Annotated in this window: 28 protein-coding genes; 17 read left to right on the top strand and 11 right to left on the bottom strand. The window is 66.5% G+C overall.

Annotated features, from left to right (window positions below; translation table 11 throughout):
- Positions 1-95 precede the first annotated feature (95 nt).
- Positions 96-1,376, top strand: coding sequence for a sensor histidine kinase (locus E5A73_RS01960; RefSeq protein WP_135962511.1), 1,281 nt, complete (start codon positions 96-98; stop codon positions 1,374-1,376).
- Positions 1,377-1,457: 81 nt separating this feature from the next.
- On the opposite strand, the gene ndk is transcribed toward E5A73_RS01960, so the two are convergent.
- Complete coding sequence (gene ndk / locus E5A73_RS01955; RefSeq protein ID WP_135962108.1) at positions 1,458-1,880, bottom strand: nucleoside-diphosphate kinase; 423 nt, start codon at positions 1,878-1,880, stop codon at positions 1,458-1,460.
- Positions 1,881-2,193: 313 nt separating this feature from the next.
- Positions 2,194-2,634 (bottom strand): DNA polymerase III subunit chi, encoded by a 441-nt coding sequence (locus E5A73_RS01950; protein WP_135962107.1) that lies wholly within the window; start codon positions 2,632-2,634, stop codon positions 2,194-2,196.
- A 108-nt stretch (positions 2,635-2,742) separates the two neighbouring features.
- On the opposite strand from E5A73_RS01950, the gene E5A73_RS01945 reads away from it, so the two are divergent.
- The 4 genes from E5A73_RS01945 to rsmA all read left to right on the top strand — a co-directional run bounded on the left by E5A73_RS01945 (position 2,743) and on the right by rsmA (position 8,355).
- Positions 2,743-5,064: an LPS-assembly protein LptD gene (locus tag E5A73_RS01945; protein ID WP_240699971.1), complete on the top strand. Its 2,322-nt coding sequence runs from the start codon at positions 2,743-2,745 to the stop codon at positions 5,062-5,064.
- Between the two features lie 111 nt (positions 5,065-5,175).
- A complete protein-coding gene (locus E5A73_RS01940; RefSeq protein WP_206366356.1) occupies positions 5,176-6,522 on the top strand; it encodes a peptidylprolyl isomerase in 1,347 nt (448 codons plus the stop codon).
- Positions 6,523-6,538: 16 nt separating this feature from the next.
- Positions 6,539-7,540, top strand: coding sequence for a 4-hydroxythreonine-4-phosphate dehydrogenase PdxA (pdxA, locus tag E5A73_RS01935; protein WP_135962104.1), 1,002 nt, complete (start codon positions 6,539-6,541; stop codon positions 7,538-7,540).
- Positions 7,537-8,355 (top strand): 16S rRNA (adenine(1518)-N(6)/adenine(1519)-N(6))-dimethyltransferase RsmA, encoded by an 819-nt coding sequence (gene rsmA / locus E5A73_RS01930; protein ID WP_240699970.1) that lies wholly within the window; start codon positions 7,537-7,539, stop codon positions 8,353-8,355. Before pdxA ends, rsmA begins: the two co-directional genes overlap by 4 nt.
- A 309-nt stretch (positions 8,356-8,664) precedes the next feature.
- Here rsmA and E5A73_RS01925 read toward each other — a convergent pair whose 3' ends face one another.
- The 5 genes from E5A73_RS01925 to E5A73_RS01905 form a co-directional block, all read right to left on the bottom strand.
- Positions 8,665-9,171, bottom strand: a complete 507-nt coding sequence (locus E5A73_RS01925) for a tetratricopeptide repeat protein (RefSeq protein ID WP_135962103.1) — start codon at positions 9,169-9,171, stop codon at positions 8,665-8,667.
- A 29-nt stretch (positions 9,172-9,200) separates the two neighbouring features.
- The gene (locus tag E5A73_RS01920; protein ID WP_135962102.1) at positions 9,201-10,388 is read right to left on the bottom strand and encodes an RsmB/NOP family class I SAM-dependent RNA methyltransferase; all 1,188 of its coding nucleotides are present in this window, start codon (positions 10,386-10,388) and stop codon (positions 9,201-9,203) included.
- Positions 10,389-10,391: 3 nt separating this feature from the next.
- On the bottom strand, positions 10,392-11,849 hold the full coding sequence (gene guaB, locus E5A73_RS01915; RefSeq protein WP_135962101.1) for an IMP dehydrogenase: 1,458 nt from the start codon (positions 11,847-11,849) through the stop codon (positions 10,392-10,394).
- A gap of 86 nt (positions 11,850-11,935) precedes the next feature.
- Complete coding sequence (locus E5A73_RS01910; RefSeq protein ID WP_135962100.1) at positions 11,936-12,322, bottom strand: hypothetical protein; 387 nt, start codon at positions 12,320-12,322, stop codon at positions 11,936-11,938.
- Between the two features lie 81 nt (positions 12,323-12,403).
- Positions 12,404-13,213 carry an HpcH/HpaI aldolase/citrate lyase family protein gene (locus E5A73_RS01905; RefSeq protein ID WP_135962099.1) on the bottom strand — a complete coding sequence of 270 codons (810 nt, stop codon included), beginning with the start codon at positions 13,211-13,213 and terminating at the stop codon, positions 12,404-12,406.
- A 51-nt stretch (positions 13,214-13,264) separates the two neighbouring features.
- Here E5A73_RS01905 and E5A73_RS01900 point away from each other — a divergent pair, with 51 nt between their 5' ends.
- Genes E5A73_RS01900 through E5A73_RS01885 form a run of 4 tightly spaced genes read left to right on the top strand, consistent with a single transcriptional unit; the run spans position 13,265 to position 16,861 of the window.
- Positions 13,265-14,257, top strand: a complete 993-nt coding sequence (locus E5A73_RS01900; protein WP_135962098.1) for an SPFH domain-containing protein — start codon at positions 13,265-13,267, stop codon at positions 14,255-14,257.
- Positions 14,258-14,260: 3 nt separating this feature from the next.
- Positions 14,261-14,710, top strand: coding sequence for an NfeD family protein (locus tag E5A73_RS01895; protein WP_135962097.1), 450 nt, complete (start codon positions 14,261-14,263; stop codon positions 14,708-14,710).
- Between the two features lie 16 nt (positions 14,711-14,726).
- A complete protein-coding gene (locus E5A73_RS01890; RefSeq protein ID WP_135962096.1) occupies positions 14,727-16,547 on the top strand; it encodes a DUF885 domain-containing protein in 1,821 nt (606 codons plus the stop codon).
- Entirely contained in the window at positions 16,544-16,861 is a 318-nt protein-coding gene (locus tag E5A73_RS01885; RefSeq protein ID WP_206366355.1) for a hypothetical protein, read from the top strand. Before E5A73_RS01890 ends, E5A73_RS01885 begins: the two co-directional genes overlap by 4 nt.
- A gap of 28 nt (positions 16,862-16,889) precedes the next feature.
- On the opposite strand, the gene E5A73_RS01880 is transcribed toward E5A73_RS01885, so the two are convergent.
- The 4 genes from E5A73_RS01880 to E5A73_RS01865 form a co-directional block, all read right to left on the bottom strand.
- Entirely contained in the window at positions 16,890-17,087 is a 198-nt protein-coding gene (locus tag E5A73_RS01880) for a hypothetical protein (protein ID WP_240699969.1), read from the bottom strand.
- Positions 17,088-17,178: 91 nt separating this feature from the next.
- Positions 17,179-17,490 (bottom strand): hypothetical protein, encoded by a 312-nt coding sequence (locus E5A73_RS01875; protein WP_135962095.1) that lies wholly within the window; start codon positions 17,488-17,490, stop codon positions 17,179-17,181.
- Between the two features lie 36 nt (positions 17,491-17,526).
- On the bottom strand, positions 17,527-17,994 hold the full coding sequence (locus tag E5A73_RS01870) for a hypothetical protein (RefSeq protein WP_338112842.1): 468 nt from the start codon (positions 17,992-17,994) through the stop codon (positions 17,527-17,529).
- Positions 17,995-18,082: 88 nt separating this feature from the next.
- Positions 18,083-19,699 (bottom strand): phosphoenolpyruvate carboxykinase, encoded by a 1,617-nt coding sequence (locus tag E5A73_RS01865; RefSeq protein WP_135962093.1) that lies wholly within the window; start codon positions 19,697-19,699, stop codon positions 18,083-18,085.
- Positions 19,700-19,876: 177 nt separating this feature from the next.
- Here E5A73_RS01865 and E5A73_RS01860 point away from each other — a divergent pair, with 177 nt between their 5' ends.
- The 8 genes from E5A73_RS01860 (at position 19,877) to E5A73_RS01825 (ending at position 25,775) form a co-directional block, all read left to right on the top strand.
- On the top strand, positions 19,877-20,584 hold the full coding sequence (locus E5A73_RS01860; RefSeq protein ID WP_135962092.1) for a response regulator transcription factor: 708 nt from the start codon (positions 19,877-19,879) through the stop codon (positions 20,582-20,584).
- Positions 20,553-22,127, top strand: coding sequence for a sensor histidine kinase (locus E5A73_RS01855; protein WP_135962091.1), 1,575 nt, complete (start codon positions 20,553-20,555; stop codon positions 22,125-22,127). Before E5A73_RS01860 ends, E5A73_RS01855 begins: the two co-directional genes overlap by 32 nt.
- Positions 22,127-22,570: an HPr kinase/phosphorylase gene (locus tag E5A73_RS01850; RefSeq protein ID WP_135962090.1), complete on the top strand. Its 444-nt coding sequence runs from the start codon at positions 22,127-22,129 to the stop codon at positions 22,568-22,570. The genes E5A73_RS01855 and E5A73_RS01850 overlap by 1 nt, the downstream gene beginning before the upstream one ends.
- Positions 22,567-23,505 (top strand): RNase adapter RapZ, encoded by a 939-nt coding sequence (rapZ, locus tag E5A73_RS01845; RefSeq protein WP_135962089.1) that lies wholly within the window; start codon positions 22,567-22,569, stop codon positions 23,503-23,505. Before E5A73_RS01850 ends, rapZ begins: the two co-directional genes overlap by 4 nt.
- A 1-nt stretch (position 23,506) precedes the next feature.
- Positions 23,507-23,914, top strand: a complete 408-nt coding sequence (locus tag E5A73_RS01840; RefSeq protein ID WP_135962088.1) for a PTS sugar transporter subunit IIA — start codon at positions 23,507-23,509, stop codon at positions 23,912-23,914.
- Complete coding sequence (locus E5A73_RS01835; protein WP_135962087.1) at positions 23,911-24,183, top strand: HPr family phosphocarrier protein; 273 nt, start codon at positions 23,911-23,913, stop codon at positions 24,181-24,183. The genes E5A73_RS01840 and E5A73_RS01835 overlap by 4 nt, the downstream gene beginning before the upstream one ends.
- Positions 24,184-24,191: 8 nt before the next feature.
- Positions 24,192-24,998, top strand: a complete 807-nt coding sequence (locus E5A73_RS01830; RefSeq protein ID WP_135962086.1) for a TrmH family RNA methyltransferase — start codon at positions 24,192-24,194, stop codon at positions 24,996-24,998.
- Positions 24,999-25,073: 75 nt separating this feature from the next.
- On the top strand, positions 25,074-25,775 hold the full coding sequence (locus tag E5A73_RS01825; RefSeq protein ID WP_135962085.1) for an META domain-containing protein: 702 nt from the start codon (positions 25,074-25,076) through the stop codon (positions 25,773-25,775).
- Positions 25,776-26,220 lie beyond the last annotated feature (445 nt).

Raw genomic sequence — 26,220 nt, 5'->3', positions numbered from 1 at the left:
GGGGCCTCGCTGCGCTCGGCACCCACCCCCTACCCCTCCCTTCCAGGGAGGGGAGAGAAGTGAAACGCTTCCTCCCGCGCTCGCTCGCCGGCCAGATGGCGCTGCTCATCGCCGTCGCTTTGTTCGCCGCGCAGGCGCTCAACTTCGCCATCGCCGTCCGCGATCGCGCGCAATTCCGCCTGGCCTACGCCACCCAGCAGGCGGCGACCCGCGTCATCGACGCGCTCGAGCGCGAGCGGACCAGCGGCCGTGCGCTCGCCGCGGATCGCGGCCGCGTGCGGCGCGTCGCCGCCAACCCGATCCCGCCGGCCCTAGAACGGCGGGGTGAAGTCACCGCCGAGCTGCGCAGCCAGCTCAGCGAAGCAGGGATCCCCTATCGCAGCATCGACACCGGCCTGCGTCCGCTCCCTGCCGAGGCGAAGCGCGACCGGCGCCGTGCCGACACCGTGCTCGTCGTGGCGATCGAGCAACCCGGCAAGGGCTGGCTGACCGTCAACGCCCCCTGGCCGCGCCCCGATCGCCGGCTGGTCGTCGCGCTGATCTTCCAGACGCTGATCCTCTACGTCGTCCTCCTGCTGCCGGTGATGTGGATCGTCCGTCGCATCTCCAAGCCCTTGCGCTCGCTCGCGGGTGCGGCGCGCGCCTTCCGCCCCGGCGACGGCACCGGCCCGCTCGAGGAGCGCGGCCCCAGCGACGTCCGCGCCGTGATCGCCGCCTATAATGCGCTCGGTCTGCGCGTGAACGCGATGATCGACGAGAAGGACCGGATGCTCGGCGCGATCGGCCACGATCTGCGCACCCCGCTCGCCGCGCTCCGCGTCCGCATCGAATCGGTCGACGACGACGACGACCGCAACCGCATGGCCGACACGATCGACGAGATGAACCGCACGCTCGACGACATCCTTTCGCTCGCGCGCCTCGGTCGACCCAGCGAGCCGCCGACCGATGTCGACCTGTCCGCGCTGATCGATGCCGTGGTCGAGGATTTCCGCGATCTCGACAAGGACGTGACCTTCGCAGAAACCCCGCGGCTCAAGATGCACCTGCGCCCGTCGCTGATGCGCCGCGCGGTGCGCAATCTGATCGAAAATGCCGTCAAATATGCCGGTGGCGCCGAAGTCAGCCTGCTGCCGGGCGCGCGCAGCATCGCGATCGAAGTCGCCGATCGCGGCCCGGGCATCCCGCCCGACAAGCTCGGCGCGGTGTTCGCGCCATTCACGCGGCTGGAGACCTCGCGCAACCGCGAAACCGGCGGCATCGGCCTCGGCCTCGCGCTCGCCCGCGCGATCGTCAACGATGCCGGCGGCGACATCGCGCTCGCCAATCGCGAAGGCGGCGGGCTGACCGCGACGATCACGCTCCCGCGCGCCTGAGCCGCAACCAAAAAAAGCGCCGGCGAAGCATCAGCTCCACCAGCGCTCCAATCTCATTGCCGCTCCGAAGAGCGACGCGGCTCAGCCGACGATTTCTTCCGGCTTGAAGAAATACGCGATCTCGATCGCTGCATTCTCGTCCGAGTCCGAACCGTGCACTGAGTTCGCCTCGATCGATTCAGCCAGTTCCTTGCGGATCGTGCCGGCATCGGCGTTGGCGGGGTTGGTCGCGCCCATGATGTCGCGGTTGCGCTGCATCGCGTCCTCGCCCTCGAGCACCTGCACGACGACCGGGCCCGAGATCATGAACTCGACCAGATCGTTGAAGAAGGGGCGTTCCTTGTGGACCGCGTAGAAGCCCTCGGCCTGCTCGCGAGTCATCTGGATGCGCTTCGAGGCGATGACGCGCAGGCCGCCATCCTCGAGCATCTTGGTGACGGCGCCGGTCAGGTTGCGGCGAGTGGCATCGGGCTTGATGATCGAAAAGGTCCGGGTCGCGGCCATGGCCGTGCGGCTCCTGATTATGAGTTGTGGAAAGTCGCGGCTCCCTAGTCCGGGGGCGGCACGGATGCAAGCCGGGCCCGCCACCGGGCTTTTCTTGTAGGAAATGTTCCGTTAATGTTCCGGCGCGATGTGCGCCGCTCTTTGTCATTGTCGACTCGAATCCTGGACCCGCAAAACCCGGAACGCGAAGGTCGGCGCGTGCAAACTTCCGCGGCGCTTTGTTCCGCGTTTGCCGGGCACGATGACCACAATACCCCTCAACGCGAAGAAGATTGCCCACAGAGTGGACATTTGCCCTCCCGAACGCGGAACATCAGGCCGCTTTTTCCCAGCGGCCGGCGTCGTTCTGCTTCCAATAGTTCCGCTTCACGCCTTCGCGATCGGCAAGCCCCTTCCACGCCAATCGCGCCTCGCCGATTCTTTCTTCGTCGAAGAAGTGGAAGGCCCGGTCGAATCCCAGTGCCTCCTCGCGCCACACCCCGTCGACCAGGGCGATGTGCCGGGCGCCATTGGCAGCGTCCGGCGTTTCGGCGATCAGCACCGGCTGGCGCGAATCGTCCTCCCCGCCGCTATGGCCATGCGGCAGGAAGCTCTCGGGCGCATAGCTCCACAACAGCTGGTCCAGCTTCACGCGTTGCGCAGCCTCCCCCGCGACGATCACCAGCCGTCCGCCGGTAGCGAGCACTTTCTCGGCGATCTGCGGCAGCGCGCGTTCGAGCGGGACCTGGGTGAGGTGGTAGAAGTCGACCTGCATGGCGCCTGATAGCGCTTCCGCGCGTTCGGGCCAACGCACGCGACGTTGCGATGCTGCAGTCGCTGCGATAGGGCGGGCGATGCCGCGTGCCCGGGAGTGAAGTCAAAGGTGGGAATCGTCGTTACGCGCCAGGTCTTGCTGCTGTCGGCCGCCTTGGGCCTGTGCCTCGCCGCACAGGCGCGCGCGCAGGAGACTGGCGACCCGCGCGAGGCGCCGTCGCGCCAGTCCGATCTGCCACAGACTCCCGCGGGGCCGAGCCCCGAGTTTCAGGATCGCGGAGTTACGCCTCCGCCGCCTTCGGCGGAGGCGACATCGGCCAATCCGGATGAAGTGCAGTTCACTGCCGACCAGCTCGATTATGACTATGAGAACGACGTCGTCACCGCGGCCGGCGAGGTCCGCCTGAACCGTCGCAGCGATCGTCTTCGCGCCGATCGGATCGTCTGGAACCGCAAGACCGGCAAGGTCGTCGCCGAGGGCAATATCGTCATCGTCAATCCCGGCGGCGACGCGGCGTATGGCGATCGTATCGAACTGACCGACACGCTCAAGGACGGCGCGGTCGAGAACATGCTGGTCGTGCTCGAAGCCGGCGGCCGCATCGCCGCGCAGCGCGGCCGGCGCGCCGACGGCGTGATCACCGTCGAGAACGCCGCTTACACCCCATGCGCTGTGACCGGCTCGGACGGCTGCCCCAAGGAGCCGTCGTGGAAGATCACCGCGCGGCGCGTCGTCTATGACCCGACCAAGAAGCGCATCCGCTATACCGGCGCGCGCATCTCGGTGTTCGGCTTCGCCTCGATACCGTTGCCTGCTTTCTCGCATCCGGTTGGCGGCAGCAGCGACGATGGCTTCCTGACCCCCGATCTGCGCTACGATCGCACCAATGGCTTCCAGGTCGCGCTGCCTTATTATTTCAGCCTCGCCCCCAATCGCGACCTGACGATCACTCCGCGCGTGTTCAGCGATACGCTGCCGATGCTGCAGGGCGAATATCGGGCGCTCGAGAGCTTCGGCTCCTATCGCGTCACGGCATATGGCACGTATAGCCGGCGCGCCGACGACCTTACCGTACCGGTCACCCCGGCGACGTCGAGCAACGACTTTCGCGGCTATCTCGACGCAGTCGGACGCTTTCAGCTCTCGCCCGAATGGAGCGCCAGCACGTCGCTGCGTATCGCCACCGACCGCACCTTCCTGCGCCGCTACGACATTTCGCGCGACGATCGGCTGCGCAACAATGCCCGGCTCGAGCGGATCGACGCCGACAGCTATTTCTCGATCAACGCCTGGGCGGTGCAGACGCTGCGGGCCGGCGAACGCCAGGGCATCCAGCCCTTCGTGCTTCCCGAGCTCGACTATCGCCGCCGCATGGACGACAGCGTGTTGGGTGGCCGCTTTGACTTTCAAATCAATAGCTTAGCTCTGGGTCGTTCCGACGGACAGGATTCGCAGCGCGCCTTTGCCAGCGCGCGCTGGGACCTGCGCAAGCTGACCAATTGGGGCCAGGAAGTCACCTTCACCGCTTATGGCCGGGCCGACGCCTACAACACCCACGACACGCTCTCGACCATCGTGGCCAGCTATCGCGGGGACGAGGGCTTCCAGTTCCGCGGGATCGCAGCCGCCGCGGTCGACGTGAAATGGCCGCTCATCGGCGAGCTGTTCGGCGGAACCCAGCGCATCACGCCGCGCTTCCAAATCGTCGCGGCACCGAGGCTCGAGAATCTCGCCGTGCCCAACGAGGACGCCCGCGCCGTCGACCTCGAGGATTCGAACCTCTTCGCGCTCAATCGCTTCCCCGGCTATGACCGCTTCGAGGATTCGACGCGCTTCACCTTGGGTATCGACTATTCGCTCTATCTCCCCGGCTTCAGCATCGACACGAATGTCGGCCAGAGCTACCGGCTGTCCTCGCGCCCGACCATCTTCCCGGACGGCACCGGGCTCACCGATCGGGTATCTGACATCGTCGGCCGCACCGTGGTCCGTTTCCGCGACTTCGTGAGCCTCACGCATCGCTACCGGCTCGACAAGGACGGCCTTGCCTTCCGCCGCAACGAGATCGATGCGACGGTCGGGTCGCGCAGCACCTATCTCCAGCTCGGCTATCTGCGCCTCAACCGCAATATCGGCCCGTCGCTCGAAGATCTGCAGGATCGCGAGGAGGCGCGGATCGGCGCGCGGGTTCAGATCGCGCGCTTCTGGTCGGTGTCGGGGGCGACTCTGCTCGATCTCACCGACCGCGACGAAGATGTGCTGTCCCAATCCGACGGTTTCGAGCCCGTCCGGCACCGGCTGGGGGTGACCTATGAGGACGATTGCCTGCGCCTCGGCGTCACCTGGCGGCGCTATTACGAGACGACCGGCGACGCCCAGCGCGGCAACAGCTATCTTTTGACGCTGGCGTTCAAGAATCTGGGGCGCTAGCGTGCGCCGGGGCGGGGCGTAACCGAATCCCGTCAAGCCTTGGTTCAGGCACAATTGGCGAGTATGCGCCACGATCTCCCGAGATGGATGAGGGTACGGCTCCAGGTGAATATGGGTGTTGCAAAGGCGGCTCGCTTCGGCCGCAAGACTATTCTGACGCTCGGCCTCGCGGGGGTCGCATCGATTGCGCTCGCGCAGACCGTCCCCGATCAGCAGGTGCCGACCTCGGGCCTCGACCTTCCGGCCAACTTCCAGTTCTTCGGCAAGAGCGATCCGAACATCCGCAAGCCGACTGCGATCGTCAACGATACGGTGATCACCGGCACCGATGTCGACCAGCGCGTCGCGATGGTCGTCGCGATCAGCAAGCTCAACCTCAAGCCCGAGGAGCGCGACCAGTTGCGCCTCCAGATGCTCCGGCAGCTGATCGACGAGGCGCTCCAGATCCAGGAGGCCAAGGCCAACGAGATCACCGTCGATCCGCGCGAGATCGAGCAGAGCTTCGCGCGCGTCTCGAAGAACTTCCAGAAGACCCCCGATCAGATGCGCGGCTGGCTCCGGGAAGTCGGCGCGTCGGAGCGCACGATCCGCCGCCAGATCGAAGCCGACATGGCATGGAACCGCCTGCTGCGCCGCCGCGTCAACATCAACGTCGGCGAGGCCGAGGTTAAGGCGATGATCGATCGCATGAAGGCAGCCAAGGGCAGCGACGAATTCCACGTCTACGAAATCTACCAGAACGCCACGCCCGATCGCGCGCAGGAAGTCCATGACGGCATGCAGCGCATGATCCAGCAGATGCGCGAGGGTGCGCCGTTCGACTATCTCGCCAAGACCTATTCGGAAGCGTCGACCAAGTCGGTGGGGGGCGATCTCGGCTGGATCCGTCCGACGATGCTGCCCGACGCGCTCGCCAAGGCGGCGCAGGAGATGCAGCCCGGCCAGGTGGCGGGTCCGATCCAGCTGCCGACGGGCTTCTCGATCCTCTACCTCGCCGAAAAGCGCCAGGTGCTGACCGCGGATCCGCGCGACGCCAAGCTCAGCCTCCGCCAGATCGCGATCAGCTTCGCCAAGGGCACCACCGAGGCGCAGGCGACGGCGCGCGCCGGCGAATTCGCCAGTGCGACCAAGACGATCAAGGGCTGCGGCGACGTGGCCGGCGTGGCGCAGGCGCAGAACGCGCAGGTCGTCGATCGCGACGGCATCCAGATCAAGGAACTGCCGCCGGCGCTCCAGAACATGATCATGCCGCTTCAGGTCGGCCAGGTAACCCAGCCCTTCGGCTCGGTCGAGGACGGCGTCCGCGTGCTGGTGCTGTGCGGCCGCGACGATCCCAAGGAAGCGAACGAGCCTTCGGTCGAGCAGGTCCAGGAGCAGCTCGAGGAGCAACGCACCAATTTGCGCGCCCAGCGCATGCTGCGCGATCTGCGCCGCGACGCGCTGGTCGAATATCGCTGAAGTGAGCGGCGGGCGGATGCCGGTTCCGCTCGCCGTCGCGATGGGCGATCCCGCCGGGATCGGCCCCGAAATCACTGCCAAGGCCTGGAGTGCGCGTGCGCTGCATGCGCTGCCGCCGTTCTTCGCGGTCGGCGATCCGCGTTCGATCGAGAAGATCTGGGACGGTCCGATTGCGCGGATCAGCAATCCGGACGAAGCCGGCGCGATCTTCGGCGATGCGCTCCCCATCTTGGTGATCGGCGATAATCTGGAGGTGGTCCCCGGCACGCCCGACGTGGAGAGCGCGCGTTGCGCCCTTCAGTCGCTCGAGGTCGCCGCGGGGCTGACGCGCTCGGGCGCATCCAGCGCATTGGTCACCGGCCCTGTCTCCAAGGCGCAACTCTACCGCATCGGCTTCACCTATCCTGGGCAGACCGAGTTCGTCGCCGAACGCTGCGGCGTCGCCAGCGAGAACGCGGTCATGATGCTTGCCGGCCCGACCTTGCGGGTAGTTCCGATCACCGTCCATGTCGCCCTTGCCGAAGTCCCGTCGCTGATCTCGCAGGAACTGATCGTCGCCAAGGCGCGCGTCACCGCCCGCGGCCTGCAGCGCAATTTCGGAATCGAGAAACCCCGTCTGGCTTTCGCCGGGCTCAATCCGCATGCCGGCGAAAGCGGCGCGATCGGCCGCGAGGAGATCGACATCCTCATCCCCGCGATCGATCAGCTCCGCGCCGAGGGGATCGACGCAGTGGGGCCGTTCGCCGCCGACACGATGTTCCACGCCCGTGCCCGCGCAGGCTATGACGTCGCGCTCTGCCTCTATCACGACCAGGCGCTGATCCCGATCAAGACGCTGCACTTCGACGATGGCGTCAACACCACGCTGGGGCTGCCGATCGTCCGCACCTCGCCCGATCACGGCACCGCATTCGGCATCGCCGGCCGCGACGAGGCCAATCCGGGCGCGATGATCGCGGCGATCCGCATGGCCGCGGCACAGGCCGAGCGCCGGGCCGACGCCGCCGGAAACCCGTGACCGAACAACTGCCGCCACTTCGCGAAGTCATCCGCAGACACGGTCTCAGCGCGAGCAAGGCGCTGGGACAGAACTTCCTGTTCGACCACCAATTGCTCGCACGCATCGCTCGCGTGCCCGGCGACATTGCCGGCGCCGAGGTGTTCGAAGTCGGCCCCGGCCCAGGAGGGCTCACCCGCGCCCTGCTCGAAGCCGGCGCATCGGTTACGGCCGTGGAGCGCGACCGGCGCTGCATTCCCGCGCTGGCCGAACTGGGCGATTTCTTTCCGGGCAAGCTCGCAGTGATCGAGGGCGACGCGCTCGAGGTCGACGCTCCTGCCCTGTTCCAGGGCAAGCCGCATGTCGTCGCCAATCTGCCCTACAATGTCGGCACGGCGTTGCTGATCGGCTGGCTCTCTACGGCGTGGGAGCCGTGGTGGGCTAGCCTGACCCTGATGTTCCAGAAGGAAGTCGCCGAGCGCATCGTCGCGCCGGTGGGCTCCGAATCCTATGGCCGCCTCGCGGTGCTGGCGCAATGGCGCTCGACCCCGCGGATTGCGATGACGGTGCACCGCTCGGCCTTCACCCCGCCGCCCAAGGTGATGTCGGCAGTGGTGCACATCGTGTCCGCCGCGGCGCCCGACGGCGTCAGGCTCGCGGTGCTCGAAGGCCTCACCGGCGCGGCGTTCGGGCAGCGCCGCAAGATGCTGCGCCAGAGCCTGAAGGGCGTGCCGGGCGCGCTCACCGCGATGGAACAGCTCGGGATCGAGTCGAGCCGCCGCGCCGAGACCGTCTCGGTCGCGGAATATGTCGCGCTCGCGCGCGCGCTGAGCTAGGTCCGTGCTCAATTGGGAATAGTGGTTTGCCGCTGGGCGGTGGCGCTGGCTTGCAGTCGGGGCCCGATCCCCCCTTGCAATGTAGGATTTCGTTTGCTGAAGTGGATGCGCTGCAGAACGGCGGCCGCTCTTTGACAATAGGGATGCCGACCGGAATCCAAGGCGCGTATTGGCCGGACCTGTGTGCATTCCGGCATGGCCCGTCTGTCGCTGGAACATGCGCGATAGTGTGACCCTGGTGTGACCTTTGTCCGTGAAAGGTACGCGCGATCTCCCTCACCTTGATCGCGCGGCTTTCAATGTCCTGACCTAGGGCTTGGCGGGTGCCGGCGTGGCGGGTTCGGCCTGCGCCGTCGCGGTCACCGGCGGGCCCTTGGCGATCGAAGCGGCGAGCAACGTCGCCTCGTTGCACTCGCCGCCGCACGCCGTCTTGATCTTGGCGAGATTTTCCTTCGCCTTTGCAGTCGCACCCTTGGCGACCAGCGCCTCACCCTGCCCGCGCAGCGCGACCAGGTCGTTCGGCTCGAGCGCCAGCGCTTCCGAATAGAAGCGAATTGCCTTGCCCGGCAGCCCGCGCGCCCGCGCGACATCGGCGAGAACCAGGAACGCCTCGCGGTTGCGCGGATCGACCGCGAGCGCGCTTTCCAGCGCGTCCTGCGCGCCGTCCAGATTGCCCGCGGCCTTTGCAGCGCGCCCTTCCTGAAGCAAAGCGAGCGACTTGGGATCGATCTGATCGTCGGGACGCTGCGCCATCAGCGAGGTCGAAACCGAAAGCACCATCAGCGCTGCAGCCGCCGAAATCGCAGTGATCCGCATGAAAATCTCCGAAACTGAGGCGCGTACGGCTACCATGGCCGGACCATCTTCGCGACAAAAAACCCGTCGGTCGAGTCAGCCAGCGGCGTGAGCCGGAGTCCGGCGCCGCGCGGCTTGCCCGCGCCCGGCGCGAGCGGCACGGTGGTCCAGCCGGGATAGGCCTTGAGGAACGCCTGCACCTGGTTCGCGCCCTCTTCGTCGAGCACCGAGCAGACCACATAGACCAGCGCCCCGCCCGGCCGCACCAGCTCCGCGGCGATCCCCAGGACGTGGCGCTGGGTCGCGACCAGTTTATCGAGCCGATCATGGCTCAGCCGCCAGCGCGCCTCGGGATTACGCCGCCAGGTGCCCGTGCCGGAGCACGGCGCGTCAACGAACACCAAATCGGCACGCGCGCGCTGGTCCTCCAGCTGTTCGGCCTCGCGAGTGGGGTTGAGCAGCCGCGTCTCGGCGATCGCCACCCCAGCCCGCGCCGCGCGCTCGGGCAATCGCTGAAGCCGGCCACGGTCGATGTCGCAAGCGAGGATGCTGCCCCGATTGTCCATCAACGCGGCGAGCGCCAGAGTCTTGCCGCCGCCGCCTGCACAAAGATCGACGACATGCTGCCCGGGGGCGGCGCCCGCGGCCAGCGCCACGAGCTGGCTGCCGGCATCCTGCACTTCCACTTGGCCGGCAGCATAAGCGGGAAGCTGATCGACCTTGGTCTCGGGCGGCAGACGCAATCCGTCGGGCAGGAAGGCGAGCGGCTCGGCGCCGGGCAGTTCGGCGGCGATCTGATCGCGCGTCGCCTTGAGCCGGTTGACGCGGATGTCGAGCGGCGCCCTGCCGAGCAATGCGGCCTGCTCCTCGATCGGAATATCCGACGCGCGGAGCTTCTTGATCAGCCAGCCCGGCGCATAGCCCGCCGTTGCGACCGGCTCGCTCGGCTCGATCGAAACAGGGCCGTAAGGCGAACCGTCGAACGTCGCTGCGATCTCGGGTCGCTGCGCGACCAGCGTCAGCATCGCCGCGCGACCGGTCTCCGGCCGCTCGCCGCACAGACGGATGGCGTCGTAGATCAGCTCGCGCACCGCGCGCCGGTCCTTCGACCCGGCATAGCGGCGTTCGGCGAACCAGCGTGCGATCAGCGTGTCGGCGGCGGCGCCCTGATCGCGTGCCGCGGCGAGGATCCGGTCGAGCAATTCGATCGCCGCCTGGGTGCGTGCGGCGGGGGTCATGAGTCAGCGTGTCGGATAATTGGGTGCCTCTCGAGTGATCGTCACGTCGTGGACGTGGCTCTCACGAAGGCCTGCGCCGGTGATCCGCACGAACTTCGCTTTCTTCTGGAATTCGGCGATCGTCGGGGCGCCGACATAACCCATCGCCGCCTTCACGCCGCCGACCAGCTGGTGGACGACGTCGCGCGCGGTGCCCTTGAACGGCACCTGGCCTTCGATCCCCTCGGGGACCAGCTTGAGCTGATCCTTGATGTCCTGCTGGAAATAGCGATCGGCCGAACCACGCGCCATCGCGCCGACCGAACCCATGCCGCGATACGATTTATAGGCGCGGCCCTGGTACAGGAAGGTTTCGCCCGGTGCTTCCTCGGTGCCGGCCAGCAGCGATCCGATCATGCACGACGAAGCGCCCGCGGCAATCGCCTTGGCGAGGTCGCCCGAGGTGCGCAGACCACCATCGGCAATCACCGGCACACCCGATTTCGCGGCCTCGCCTGCCGCATCCATGATCGCCGTGAGCTGGGGCACGCCGACGCCGGCCACGACCCGCGTGGTGCAGATCGAGCCGGGGCCGATGCCGACCTTGAGGCCGTCCGCACCGGCATCGATCAGTGCCTTCGCCGCCTCGGCCGTGGCGATGTTGCCGGCGATCACCTGGACGCGATTGGAGAGCTTCTTCACGCGTTCGACCGCGCGGGCGACTTCCTTGTTGTGCCCGTGCGCGGTGTCGATGACGATCAGGTCGACTTCGGCGTCGACCAGAGCCTCGGTGCGCGCGAAGCCCTTGTCACCGACGGTGGTCGCCGCGGCGACGCAGAGCCGGCCGCTGGGGTCCTTGGTCGCATTGGGGAAGTTGACGGCCTTTTCGATGTCCTTGACCGTGATCAGACCGACGCAGCGATAGTCCTTGTCGACGACCAGCAATTTCTCGATGCGACGCTGGTGAAGCAGCCGCCGCGCTTCCTCCTTGCCCACCCCGACCGCAACGGTGGCGAGATTGTCGTGCGTCATCAGCTCGGAGACCGGCTGGTTGGGGTTCTCGGCGAAGCGGACGTCGCGATTGGTGAGGATGCCGGCAAGCTTGCCGCTCGCCTCGACCACCGGGATGCCACTGATCTTGTGCCGCTGCATCAGCGCGCGCGCCTCGGCCAGCGTCCCGTCGGGGGCCATGGTGATCGGATTGACCACCATCCCGCTCTCGTAGCGCTTGACCGCGCGCAGCGCCTCCACCTGCTCCTCCACGTCGAGATTGCGATGGAGCACGCCGATCCCGCCGAGCTGCGCCATGACGATCGCCATGTCGGCCTCGGTCACGGTATCCATCGCCGAGGACAGGATCGGAATGTTGAGCGCCAGCCCGCGCGTCACGTAGGTGCTGGTATCGGCCATGCTCGGCAGCACCTCGGACTCGCCCGGATACAGGAGGACGTCGTCGAAGGTCAGGCCGAAGGGAATGTCCATGGGGTGCGCCAGTGTCCTGAGTCGGAGGTTGGCGGCCCATGTAACCGCGCTCAGGCCAAACCGCTAGTGCCGGGCGGTGCCTCGCCTCACAGATGCCGGTAGAGCACCGCCTTCTCGGCCTCGATCTGCGCGCGCATCGATCCGCGCAGCGCTTGCGACGCCTGACAATAACCCGGCCAGTTCTTCACGATCTCGCGCAGGCTCCAGGTGACGATGTGCTCGGACGATGCCGTCATGGCGGCGGTGTTGGTATCGTGGAGCGCGTAGAGCGACGCGGCATCCTCCTCCGAAAGCACCCGCTTGCATTCAACGCACAGCGCATCGACCAGCCGTCGCCGCGCACTACTGGTGCGCGTCAGCCGATAGCGCACGCTCGCGAGCGCCGCCTCGTCAGGCGACGGCCGCTTTGTCAGTTCCTCCAGTTCGTCCAGCATTTGCAGCAACTGCGCGTGCAGATCATGGAGTTCGGACATGGTCTCACTCTGGAAAAATGGGTTGGTGGCGGCACTTAGCGTCGCCGGCGCGCCGGGACATCGCAGGGAAATCCCGGAGCCTTAGCGCTGGTAACGCTTGAGCAGCGCGCGCGCCTGCGCGACGTGCATCGCTTCGATCATGCGGTTTCCGAAGCGCTCGGCGCCGCCGGTAGCGGCGGCGATCAGCGCCGCCGCATCGACCAGTTCGTCATCGCTCGGTCCGAACGCCTGCGCGGCAATCTGAATCTGATCGGGATGGATCAGCGACTTGCCGTCGAAGCCGAGCGCGCGGCCGTGGCGGCATTCCGCGGCAAGCCCCTCGGGATCGTCGAGCGCGTTGAACACGCCGTCGATCGCCCAGATCCGGCTCGCCCGCGCGGCAAGCACGATCGTCTGGAGCGCCAGCGCGAGCCCCTCGCGCCCGGCGCCCGCCGGGATGCCGAGCGTCGCGCGCAGATCGTTGGCCCCGGCCAGCAGCCCGGCCACGCCTGGCACCGCCGCGATGCCTGCGGCGGCGAGCACGCCGCGTGGAGTCTCGATCATCGCGAGCAACGGCTTGCCCACCGCGGCGACCGCGGCTGCTTGCTCGGCAGTCTCGGCCTTGGGGACGACGACGAAATCGCACATCGACTCGGCCACGGCGGTGAGGTCGGCGGCGTGCTCGCCGGACTCGGTCGCGTTGATCCGGATTGCGCACAGCCCGCGGCCGAAGCCCTCGGCCGCGGCAGCCACCGCCGCCGCTCGCGCCATGGCCTTGGCGTCTTCGCGCACGGCGTCCTCGAGGTCGAGGATCACCATGTCGGCGTCGAGGGTGCGCGCCTTGGCGATCGCGCGCGGATTGGAGGCGGGCAGGAACAGCGCAGTGCGCGGCGCCAGTCGGGCTGTGGTCATGGCCCGACTCTATGCTAGCAAGGCGAGCGAAATGCGAGGGGAGTCGGGATAATGGACGTGCTGAACGTATTTCTGGTCGTCGTGGTGGCGGTGGTGCTGCTCTACCTGTTTTCGAGCGTGAAGATCGTCACCCAGGGCTATCAATATACGATCGAATATTTCGGGCGCTTCACCGCGGTCGCCTCCCCGGGCCTCAATTTCTACCCCGCCTTCTTCTATCGCGTCGGCCGCAAGGTGAACATGATGGAGCAGGTGATCGACATTCCGGGCCAGGAAATCATCACCAAGGACAATGCGATGATCTCGACCGACGGGGTCGTGTTCTTCCAGGTCCTCGATGCCGCCAAGGCTGCGTACGAAGTTTCGGACCTCTACGTCGCATTGCTCCAGCTCACCACGACCAACCTCCGCACCGTGATGGGCTCGATGGACCTCGACGAGACACTGTCCAAGCGCGACGAGATCAATGCCCGCCTGCTCAACGTCGTCGACCACGCGACCACTCCATGGGGCGTCAAGATCACCCGCGTCGAGATCAAGGACATCCGCCCGCCGGCCGACATCGTCAATGCGATGGGCCGCCAGATGAAGGCCGAGCGCGAGAAGCGCGCCAACATCCTCGAGGCCGAGGGATCGCGCGCCTCCGAGATCCTGCGCGCCGAGGGGCAAAAGGCCGCGCAGGTCCTCGAGGCCGAGGGCCGCCGCGAGGCCGCGTTCCGCGATGCCGAGGGGCGCGAGCGTTCGGCCGAGGCCGAGGCGGTAGCGACACGCACGGTTTCCGAGGCGATCGAAAGCGGCAGCACCCAGGCGATCAACTATTTCATCGCGCAGAAATATGTCGAGGCGATCGGCAAGTTCGCGACCTCGCCCAACGCCAAGACGATCCTGTTCCCGGTCGAAGCGACCCAGCTGATGGGCACGCTGGGCGGCATCGGCGAACTGGCACGCGAAGCGATCGGCGGCGCCGGTCCCCGCCCCCCGGCCCCGCCGGCGCCGGCATCGCCGCGCGCCCGTCCCACGCCCTTCGGCACCCAGGAGGGCTGAGCCATGGCCGCCTTGCTTGCCACCCCCGGGCTCTCTTGGCTGATCCTCGCGGCGGTGCTCGCGATCACCGAATTGCTAGTGCCGGGGATCTTTCTCGTCTTCGTCGCGGCGGGCGCGGCAGTGACCGGGGTGGTGACGCTGATCATCCCGGACTTTGCGCTGACCTTCCAGGTTGCGGTGTTCGTCGTCGCCGCTTCGGCCGCGGTGGCGCTCGGGCGGCGCTGGTATATCAACAACCCGGTGCCGAGCGCCGATCCGCTACTCAACGATCGCGTCGCGCGGCTGATCGGCGAAGTGGTGACCGTGGTCGAGCCGATCTCGGCGGGCAAGGGCAAGGTCCGCGTCGGCGACGGCGAATGGCTCGCCTCGGGCCCGGACGCACCCGTCGGCACGCATGTCCGGATCGTCGGCGCGATCGGGACCTCGCTCACCGTCGAACCCGTAACCGCCTGACTTCCAGGGAGTGACCATGCGTACCACGCGCCGCCAGCTTCTGCTCGGCACCGCCGGAGCCCTTGCCACCACCGCGCTGCCGCGTGCGGCGAATGCGCTGTTCGCAGATGGCGACGCGCAGGCCGAGGCATTGCTGACGCGCACCGCCGAGACGTTCCTTACGCTCTATCCCGAGACCGCGACCTCGCTGGGGATCGACAAAGACGCCCGCGCGCAACTCAAGCATCAGCTCGCCGATCGCTCGCCCGAAGGCCAGGGCAAGATCGCGGCGCATCTCCGCCAGACATTGGCCGATCTCGGCAAGCTCGACATGGCAACGCTCAGCCCGCTGACGCGCACCGATGTCGAAGTGGTCCAGGCCTCCTATTCGACCGCGCTCGAAGGCTTTGCCTTCCCCTATGGCGATGTCGCGGTCGGCAGCTGGCGCAACACGCCCTATGTCGTCGTCCAGAATGTCGGCGCGTATCTCGACGTGCCGCGGATGCTCGACACCGATCATCAGGTGAACACGCCCGAGGATGCCGAAGCCTATCTCGACCGGCTCGAATCCTATGCCGATCAGCTCGACGGCGAGACCGAGCGGCTGAAGATCGCCGATAGCCAAGGCGTGATCGCGCCGGACTTCCTGCTCGACAAGGCGCTCGAGCAATTGAAGCTCGCGCGCGGCGGCAACACCGCCGGCTGGGGGCTGGTGACCTCGCTCGCCAATCGCAGCGCGGGGATGGAAGGCGATTTCGGCAACAGCGCCTGGATGCTCGCCAACGACAAGATCGCCCCCGCGCTCGACCGCCAGCTCGCCGAGCTCGAGCGCCAACGCGCCCGCGCCACATCCGATGCGGGGGTGTGGAAGTTCAAGGACGGCGACGCGTATTATGCCTGGGCGCTGCACGCGGGCACCACGACCCGGATGAGCCCGCAAGAGGTTCACCAGATGGGCCTCGACCAGCTCGCCGCGATCCAGGCCGAGATGAACACGATCCTGAAGAAGGAGGGCTATAGCCAGGGCAGCGTCGGCGCGCGGATGGAGGCGCTTGCCAAGGACCCGCGCTTCACCTTTGCCGAGGGCGACACGGGCCGGGCCGAGATCCTGAAGTTCCTCAACACCCGCATCACCGACATCCGGTCGCGGATGCCGCAGGCGTTCGACACGCTGGTGAAGGGCAATGTCGAAGTGCGCCGCCTGCCGCCCGAGGAAGAGCCGGGTGCACCGGGCGCTTACGGCGGACCGGGTTCGATCGACGGGACGATTCCGGGCAAGTTCTGGATCAATCTGCGCTCCACCAGCCTGCACACCCGTTTCAGCCTCCCCGATCTCGCCTATCACGAGGCGATCCCCGGCCATGTCTGGCAGGGCGAATATACCTTCAAGCTGCCGCTTGTTCGCAGCCTTCTACAATTCAACGCCTATTCCGAGGGCTGGGCGCTCTACGCCGAGCAGCTCGCCGACGAACTGGGTGTCTATGCCGACAATCCAGCCGAGAAGCTCGGCTATCTCCAGTCGCTCGGCTTTCGCGCGTGCCGCCTGGTGGTCGACACCGGGCTCCACGCAAAGCGCTGGACGCGCAAGCAGGCGATCGACTGGTTCGTCCAGGCCAATGGCTCGTCGGAGCAGGAAGTCTCGGGCGAAGTCGACCGCTATTGTTCCTGGCCGGGGCAGGCATGCGGCTACAAGGTCGGCCACAGCGAAATCAACCGGTTGCGCGACCGCGCCAAGGCCGCTCTGGGTCCTCGCTACGACTTCAAGGCGTTCAACGACGCCGTGGTGCTCGGCGGCAACGTCCCGATGACCGTGCTCGGGCGCGTCGTCGACCGGCATATCGCGGCGCGGAAAGCATGATCCTGCGGCGCTGGCGCGGGGTGATCCGCACCCAAGAGCGGAATGCCTATCGCGACTATATCGCTGCGACCGGCGGCACCGATTATACGTCGACGCCGGGCAATCTGGGTTTTCAAATGCTGTTCCGCGATCTGGGCGACGGCACTACCGAAGTGACGACGCTGAGCTGGTGGCATAGCCTCGACGATATCCGCGGCTTCGCGGGGGCGGATATCAGCATCGCGCGCTATTATCCGGACGACGATCGCTATCTGCTCGAGCGGCCGATTCATGTCGAGCATCACGACATCGTCGCAGGCGGCGCGCAGCCCTGACTGCAAACCTCAATCGGCCACGAGGACCTCAGTTGAGGCCCGCAACGCCTGCAATCGCCTCGATGACTTCGGCCACGGTCGAGCCGACGACGACTTCATGAGTCTTGTCGAAGCCGATGACGCCCATTTCGACGCCGGCGAGGTCGATCGACGAAACCGTGCGGACCGCGGTCACGTTGATGAGGATCGGCTCGCCGTTGATCGCCTTCAAAGAGATGAACTTCACTTGGGATCCCCGCTTGGTCTTCCTCCTTATAGAGCGGACCACGACGCAGGGACCCGATCGGCGCGAGAATGTCGCCGGCCTGGCGCGGCCATCAGCTCTTGCCGAACAGCCCCGAAGCAAGGCCGCCGAGCTTGCCGAGCGTCCCTTCGCCCTCGAGCAGCTGCGCGAACCGGCCGAGCGAGCCCTCACCGCCGATATGGCCGATGATCTCGCGGATCTTGTCCACCGGTAGCCCGGTGGCGGAAGCAGCGCCTTCGGCGGTGTCGCCGTCCGTGGGATGGAATTTGGCGAGCGCCTGCACTGCCGATTCGACTTGCTCTGGCGAGAGGCCGACCTTTTTTGCAAGGTTGGCGATATCCACGTTCTGAGTGACTTGGCCGAGAATGCCGTCGAGAATGCTCATGATCGCCTCCTGCGCGTGGTGCCACTTCCGGCGAAACTAGCACGCCTCGGGGAAGGGTGCACGGTCGGGATGCACGAAGCCGAGGCGCGCGGGCACCGAGAATAGCCGCTCGCGGCTGTAGAAGCCGAGCGGCCAGTCGCGGTGGCCGGTCGGCGAGACGAGCAGCGCGTTGACACGTTCGGCAAGTCCCCCCGGCGGATTGCAGCGGAGAAAGAGGCGGACGCCGGCGACATAAATGCGCGTAATGGTGTCGTGATAGCCGCCCGCATCGTCGTTCACGCCGCCGACGCTTTCGTTGAAGCGGGATATCAACCCGGCGATCTCCGCATCCACGTCCAGGTCGGGCCGTTCAGCGAGCAGATAGAGACAGGCAGCGAGGTGCGCCTCGTGGGTCCAGTCCTCCTTGGCGAGGCGGCATGCGAGCAGCCCTTCGCCGAGGCGCACAACCTCGGCGTCGGTGGCGAACAGGCGGGGTGAGAAGTCGGTCATCCAATAACTTGTCACCGTGCTTCTGCGAAAGCAGGAGCCCATAATCACAACCGAAAAGCCTACCGCTCTGGGCTCCTGCTTTCGCAGGAGCACATGATCCCATTCAGGCAGGCAACGGCGCACGCGGCGCCGATTGACGCACGCCTTCGTCGACATGCGCTGTGAACTGGGCGAAGTTCGCGTTGAACAAGTCGACCAGCTTCGCGGCGGTCGCGTCATACTGTGCCTTGTTGGCCCAGCGCGCGCGCGGATCGAGCACCGTCGAGTCGACGCCGCTCACTGCAACTGGCACGTTGAAGCCGAAATTCGGATCCACTCGAAATACGGCATCGCTGAGGCTGCCATCAAGCGCGGCGTTGAGCAATGCGCGGGTCAGCCTGATCGGCATTCGCTCGATGCCGGGATCGGTGGCCATCCCCCCTGCCCAGCCGGTATTGACCAGCCAGCAATCGACTCCGCCCCTGGCGATCCGCTCCTTGAGCAAATTGCCATATTCGGAGGGGTGGCGCGGCATGAACGCGGCGCCGAAGCAGGTCGAAAAGGTCGCTTCAGGCTCGGTGACGCCGATTTCAGTGCCCGCGACCTTGGCGGTATAGCCCGAGAGGAAATGATACATTGCCTGGTCGGGGGTGAGCTTGGCGATCGGCGGCATGATCCCGAAGGCATCGGCGGTGAGGAAGATGATGTTCTTCGGCACCGGACCGAGATTGTGCTCGGATGCGTTGGGGATGAAATCGATCGGATAGGCGCCGCGGCTGTTCTCGGCGAGCGCCGCGTCGTCGAGATCGAGCTCGCGGCTCTCGCCGTCCATCGCGACATTCTCGAGCACCGTGCCGAAACGTTTCGTGGTCGCGAAGATCTCAGGCTCGGCCTCGGCCGAAAGGCGGATCATCTTGGCGTAGCAGCCGCCTTCGAAATTGAAGACCGCAGTGTCCGACCAGCCATGCTCATCATCGCCGATCAGCGTCCGGCTGGCGTCAGCGGAGAGCGTCGTCTTGCCGGTGCCCGACAGGCCGAAGAACACCGCAGTATCGCCGTTCGGGCCAATATTGGCCGAGCAGTGCATCGGCATGACCCTTTGGGGCGGCAGCAGATAGTTGAGGAGTCCGAACACGCCCTTCTTCATCTCGCCGGCATAGGCGGTGCCGCCGATCAGGATCAGCTTGTCGGTGAGGCTTACCGCGATCACCGTCTCGCTACGCGCGCCGTGGCGCTCGGGGTCGGCGCGGAAGCTGGGCAAGTCTATGATGGTATATTCAGGCGCGAAGCCGTCGAGTTCGCTCGCTTCCGGCCGCACCAGCATCGTACGGATAAACAGGCTGTGCCAGGCGAGTTCGTTGATCACGCGCACATTGACGCGATGCTCGGGCTGCGAGCCGCCGTAGAGATCCTGGACGAACAGGGTGTCGCGCTGCGCCAGTTCGGCGAGGAAATCCGCCTTGAGCGCAGCAAAATGCTCAGGCGTCATCGGCTTGTTGGTCTTGCTCCACCAGACATTGCTCTCGGTCTCCGCGTCGCGGACGATGAACTTGTCGTTGGCCGAGCGGCCGGTATGCTTGCCGGTGGAAACCACCAGCGGGCCGTCCTTGGCGAGTCTGCCCTCGCCGCGGCGCAAGGCATGCTCCACCAAGGGTGCGGTTTCGAGATTCCAGAATAGCTGCGCCACGGTCGCGATGCCCTGAGCATCGAGACCGTGGCGCGGGGTGCGCGTGGTCGACATCCAACCTCCAAGGTCGCTAAGCCCCTGCCCGAGGGCGGGGCCGCGTTATCAATGGCCCGGGCATAGGCAGCGGGCGCGAAGGGCGTCAATCCGGGTAAGCGTTGTCAGTAGATTGAGCCGGTCACGACTTTGCTTTAACCGGTGACTGATGCTCCAAAGCCACGCACGCTCCCCGGCATGACCGCAACGATCGCGCTGGTCGATGACGACCGCAACATCCTGACCTCGGTCTCGATCGCCCTCCAGACCGAGGGCTTCCTGACCCGCGTCTATTCGGACGGCGAGAGTGCGTTGAAGGCGCTGATCGAGAACCCCCCCGATCTCGCAGTGCTCGACATCAAGATGCCCAAGATGGACGGGCTCGAGCTGCTGCGACGGCTGCGCGAGAAGAGCGCGATCCCGGTGATCTTCCTCACCAGCAAGGACGACGAACTCGATGAGGCGCTCGGGCTGGCGATGGGTGCCGACGACTATATTTCGAAGCCGTTCAGCCAGCGCCTGCTGATCGCCCGCATCCGCGCGATCCTCCGCCGGACCGAACCCACCCAGCCGAGCGCCGAGGGTGGCGAGCAGGTCCCGGCGGAAGCGCTCGAGCGCGGACGGCTGACGATGGACCCGGCGCGGCACCGCGTCACCTGGGGCGGCACCAACGTGACGCTGACCGTCACCGAGTTCCTGATCCTCGAGACGCTCGCGCAGCGCCCGGGAATCGTCAAGACACGCAATCAGCTGATGGACGCGGCCTATCAGGACGACATCTATGTCGACGACCGCACCATAGACAGCCACATCAAGCGCGTGCGGCGCAAATTCCGGCAGGTCGATCCCGAGTTCGATGCTATCGAAACGCTGTATGGCGCCGGTTATCGCTTCTCGGACGAATAACGAGCGCGACCTCGCGCTCAAATGGTCGAACCGCGTCAGCCTCACGCCGAGGATCCTCGCGGTCAACATCTTCGCGCTCGCCTTGCTTGGCAGCGGCTTTTTCTACCTCGATTCGTATCGAAGCCGGATCGTCGACAGCCGGGTGGCGCAGGCACGCGGCGAGGTCCGGCTGATCGCACAGGCAGTGGCATCGGCGACTCCGGAGCGCCGTGACTTGCTCGTGCTCAGCCTCGCCCGCGATACCGGCACCCGCGTGCGGCTCTATGATGAGAGCGGCAAGCTGATCACCGACAGCCACGATCTCGGGCTGCGCAATCTCGTGCTGCGCGACCCCGACAAGGATCCGCCGAACCAGACCACCGCGCGCTTCCTCGATGCGTTGATCGACACCGTGGCGGGGGCGGACCGTGCCCCGCTCTATCGCGAGCGGCGGCGTGATCGCGGGCTCGATTGGCCCGACGTCCGCACGGCGCGCGAGACGCACGGCACGCCGGCGACGGTCTGGCGCGCGCCAGATCGCACGCCGGTGATCACTGCGGCGGCACCGATCACCCAATTGGGCGTGGTGATGACGACGGTCAACGCGCGCGACATCACTCAGACCGTCAGGCTGGAGCGCTTCCGACTGGGCGTGGTGGTGGCGATCGTCTCGCTGCTGTCGATCCTGCTTTCGCTTTTCCTGGCGCGGACGATCGTTCGGCCGTTGCGGCGGCTGGCGCGGGCGGCGGTACGCGTCCGGCTGGGGCGTGCGCGCGAGGTGATCGTGCCGCGCCTGCCCGAGCGCAGCGACGAGATCGGATTGCTGGCGCGCGCCATCTCGGACATGAGCCAGGCGTTGCGCGCGCGGATCGACGCCACCGAGAGTTTCGCGGCGGATGTGACGCACGAACTCAAGAACCCCCTCGCCTCGCTCCGGTCGGCGGTCGAAGGTCTCTCCAAGGTCAAGGATCCGGCGCTGCAGGAGCAATTGCTCGCAATCGTGCGCGACGACGTCCACCGGCTCGACCGGCTGATCACCGACATATCGGACGCCTCGCGCCTCGATGCGCAGCTCAGCCGCGCCACCTTCGAGCCGATCGACGTCGGCGCGATGATCGCGGCGTTGCTCGAGCAACGCGAGACGCGCGGCCTGCCAAATGACATCCGCATCCTGTTCGATCGCCGCCCCGGCGCGTCGCTCACGGTGCTCGGCGAAGGCGCGCGGCTCGAGCGGGTGTTCGAGAATCTGATCGAGAACGCCGTGTCCTTCTCGCCGGCAGGCGGCTTGGTCACCATCTCCGCGACGAGCGACCGCGAGATGCTCGTCGTGCGAGTCGAGGACGAGGGCCCGGGCGTGCCTGACGAAGCGCGCGAGGCGGTTTTCCGCCGATTCCACTCCGTCCGACCGCAAAGTGAAGCCTTTGGTCAGCATTCGGGGCTAGGTCTTGCCATCGCACGCACCATCGTCGAAGGCCATCAGGGGAGCATTTCAGTGGAAACACGCGAGGATCGATTGCGCGGAGCGCGGTTCGTAGTGCGGCTGCCATTGGTGGAGCGCGACTGATGCCCGAAATCCGGCTTCCCGAAGTCTCGTCGGAGACCGTACACGGCGCCTGCGTCGCGATCGGCGGGCGCGCAGTGCTCATCGAAGGACGCTCGGGCGAGGGCAAATCCGATCTCGCGTTGCGCCTGATCGACCGTGGGGCCGCACTCGTCGCCGACGGCCAAATCGTCTGCCAGCGGCATGAGGGCGGACTGATCGCCTGCGCGCCGGCGGGGCTTGCGGGAAGGATCGAAGTGCGCGGGCTGGGCATTGTCGAGATGCCCAATGTCGAGCGTGCTCCGGTGGATCTGCTGATCGTCATCCTCGATGCTCCGCCCCGGTTTCCGGAAGATCCCCGAACCCGGCGGATCGCCGGGATCGACGTGCCGGTGCTGGCGCTTGCCGCGCTCGAGCCTTCGGCGCCGATCAAGGTCGAACTCGCGCTCAGACAGGCGCTCCAGTGAGCGAGCGACGACCCAAACAGATATTGCTCGTCACTGGTCTCTCGGGTGCCGGCAAATCGACTGTGTTGCGGACGCTCGAGGATCTCGGCTGGGAGACGGTGGACAACCTCCCGCTCCTCCTGCTGCACCGCTTGCTCGATACCCCGCCGGGCGAAGGGACGGATGGCGACGACGCGCGCCCGCTCGCGTTGGGCATCGGCACCCAGACCCGCGGATTCGATGCCGAGAGCATCGTCCAGCGCATCAAGAAGCTGAGCGAGCAGGACGGTCATCAGGTCGGCACCTTGTTCCTCGAATGCGCCGGCGCGGAGCTCGAGCGGCGCTATTCGGAGACGCGGCGGCGCCACCCGCTGGCGCAGGATCGCCCGGCCAGCGACGGCATCGCACGCGAGCGCGAATTGCTCACGCCGCTGCGGCGCTGGTCGAACCGGCTCATCGACACCACCAATTTCTCGTCCAACGAATTGCAGCAGCAGATCCGCTCGACCTTCGCCGGGGAGGGAATGGGCGAGACCGTGCTGACGATCACCTCTTTCGGCTTCGCCCGCGGACTGCCGCGCGATGCCGATCTGGTGTTCGACATGCGCTTCCTGCGCAATCCACATTGGGTGGAAGTGCTTCGCCCGGGGACCGGCCGCGACGTGGAGGTCTCGGACTATATCGCCGAGGATCCCGCTTATGGACAGGCGATGGCGCAGATCGAGGCGCTGCTGCTGCTGCTGCTGCCCCGCTATCAGGCTGAGGGAAAAGCATATGTTACCGCCGCGTTCGGCTGTACGGGGGGGCGCCACCGCTCGGTCCACGTCGCCGAACGGATGGCGCGGCGGTTGCGTGAGGAAGGATTTTCGCCCACGGTGACGCACCGCGATTTGCAGACCGCGCCGCAGGACTCGCTGGAGGGGGCCCCGGTGACCATATCAGGGGGCGGAGTTTGAAATGATTGGTTTGGTGCTCGTGACGCACGGACGACTCGCCGAAGAGTTCGTGGTCGCGATGGAACATGTAGTGGGCAAGCAGGAGCGGATCGAACCGATCTCGATCGGCCCCGACGACGACATGGAAGCCCGCCGCGCCGACATCGCCGCGGCGATCGCGCGCGTCGACGAAGGCCGCGGGGTGATCGTGCTCAGCGACCTGTTCGGCGGCACGCCGTCTAACCTCGCCATCTCGTTGATGGAAGCGGGGCGGATCGAAGTCATCGCCGGGATCAACCTGCCGATGTTGATCCGGCTGGGAAGCGCGCGCAAGGCGATGAAAGTGACCGAGGCGGTTGCCGCCGCGCGCGACGCGGGGCGCAAATACATCACCGTCGCATCCGAAGTTTTGGGAGAGGCCGCCGCGTGAGCCGTGCGACGCGTAACGTATTGATCGAGAACCAACGCGGCCTGCACGCCCGCGCGAGCATGGCGTTCGTCACGCTCGCGTCGAGCCACCCCGTCGAGCTCACCGTCGAGAAGGATGGATCGAGCGCCTCGGGTACTTCGATCCTCGACCTGATGATGCTGGGCGCCGCCAAGGGCGACAGCATCACGATCAGCGCCGAAGGCGACGGCGCGCACGAGGCGGTGCAGGCGCTGGCGGAGCTCGTCGAGGCGCGCTTCGGCGAAGACTGAGCCGGGCCATGCCCCGCGAGATAACCGCTTTCTCCAACCCGCTGATCAAGCGCGTCCGGCTGCTGCGCGAAAAGCGGCATCGGCGCGAGGAAGGGCTGTTCCTCGCGGAGGGGCTGCGCATCCTGACCGAGGCGCGCGAGGCCGGGCGGCTGCCCGAATATCTGTTTTTCGCCAAGGACATGGCGAGCCACCCTCTGGTCCTCGCTTTGGTCGCGGCGACCGAGGCAGCGGGCGGCGAGGCAATCGAGACCAATGCCGACATCCTCTCCAAGCTTTCGGGTAAGGACAATCCCGGTGCGGTGGTGGGCGTCTATCCCGAGTTCGCGCTGGGCCTGGACGATCTCGACCGGAACACGTCGCCGATCTGGCTGGTCGCCGAACGGCTGCGCGATCCCGGCAATCTCGGCACGATCCTGCGCACCGGCGATGCCGTCGGCGCGGGCGGGCTGATCCTGATCGACGAATGCGTCGATCCCTTCTCGGTCGAGGCGGTTCGGGCGAGCATGGGGGCGCTGTTCACCATGCCCGTCGCCAAAGCGAGCTGGGCCGAGTTCGTACCCTGGCTCCGCGCGGGCCCGGGACAATTGGTGGGGCTCAGCCTCGACACCGAATATGATTACAAGGCGCCAGCCTATGCCGCGCCGACGTTCCTGCTCACCGGCAACGAAGCACAGGGCATGCCCGACTTCATGGCCGCCGAGTGCGACCTGCTGGTCAAGATTCCGATGCTCGGCAAGGCCGACAGCCTCAATGCCGCCGTCGCGACAGCCGTGATGGCATATGAGGTGCTGAGCAGGACGCGCGGGGCATCCTGAACGGAAGCCGATCGTTACGGCCATGCATTGTTCAGCCGCGGGGCGGCAGAGCGCCATGACCAAGGAGACCAAGTCGTGATCAAACTCGCCGCCGCCGGATTGCTGATGCTGACCGCCCTGCCCGCTTCCGCCCAGTCGAATGCCCAGCCGTATCGTGCGAGCGGCACCGAGCCGTTCTGGTCGCTGACGATCGACGGGTCGACGATCCGCTACCAGCCGGCAGCCGGTCGCGTCGTCAGCGTCGCGCGCCCGCGGCCGACCATCGGCTTCAACGGCGAGAATTACCGTACCCGCCGCCTCACTGTCGACATCACCCATGTCGAGTGCAGCGACGGCATGAGCGACCGGACCTATCACGATACCGTGACGATCAATGTCGGCGGACGCACGTTGCGCGGCTGCGGCGGCGAAATCCTGTCCGAGCGCCCTGCCCAGGCGTCTTTGCTCGAAGGCAGCTGGCGGATCGAGTCGATCGGCGGGCGGCCGGTTGCGCCGCGCACCACGCCGCGCGTGACGTTCAGCGGCGATCGGATCAGCGGCAATGCCAGTTGCAACAATTTCAACGGCAGCTTCCGCTTCGAGCGCGGGCGGCTGACGGCGGGCCGGCTCGCCTCGACCCGGATGGCGTGCATGCAGCGAGCGGAGAACGTGCAGGAGAGCGCGGTGCTGCGGATCCTGGGCGAGCCACTGAGCGTCAGCCGCAACCGCGCCGGCAAGCTCGTGCTGACCAGTACCGGGGGCAGCCGGCTGGTGCTGGCGCCGGAGCGCCGGCGCTAAGCCCCTAGAATTGATTCACTTAGATTGAACCGCCCGGGAAAAGCAGCGATTCCATCAATATGGAATCGACCCTGGGGTCAGGGCGCAATAGGAAGCCGTTCGCGATCAACGCGAGGGCGATCGCGCCGCCGCGTACGCATCCGACGAAGCGAAAGTCAGACCAGGGTCACAGTGTCGCGCATGTCCGAACGGCGACCGGCCATCCCGGTATCACAAAGGTCTGCCCAGACGTGCATGGTGCTTCCGTGGGGATCCATATTGTCAAAGAGCGGCCGCAGGGCGGTAGCGCATCGCTTTCAGCAAACGAAATCCTACATTGCAAGAGGTATTCAGACCTGGATCGCAAGCCAAGGGAAGCGCCACCGCCTAGCCGCTAACTATTCGATATCTAACTGAATACAGGCCCTAGAGTCGATTTCATCTAGATTGAACGGCCGGCACGGGA

Source organism: Sphingomonas gei (assembly GCF_004792685.1).
GTDB classification, from domain to species: Bacteria; Pseudomonadota; Alphaproteobacteria; order Sphingomonadales; family Sphingomonadaceae; genus Sphingomonas; species Sphingomonas gei.
Note: the sequence above shows the minus strand (reverse complement) of the source record. Positions and strands in the feature narration are given on the sequence as shown.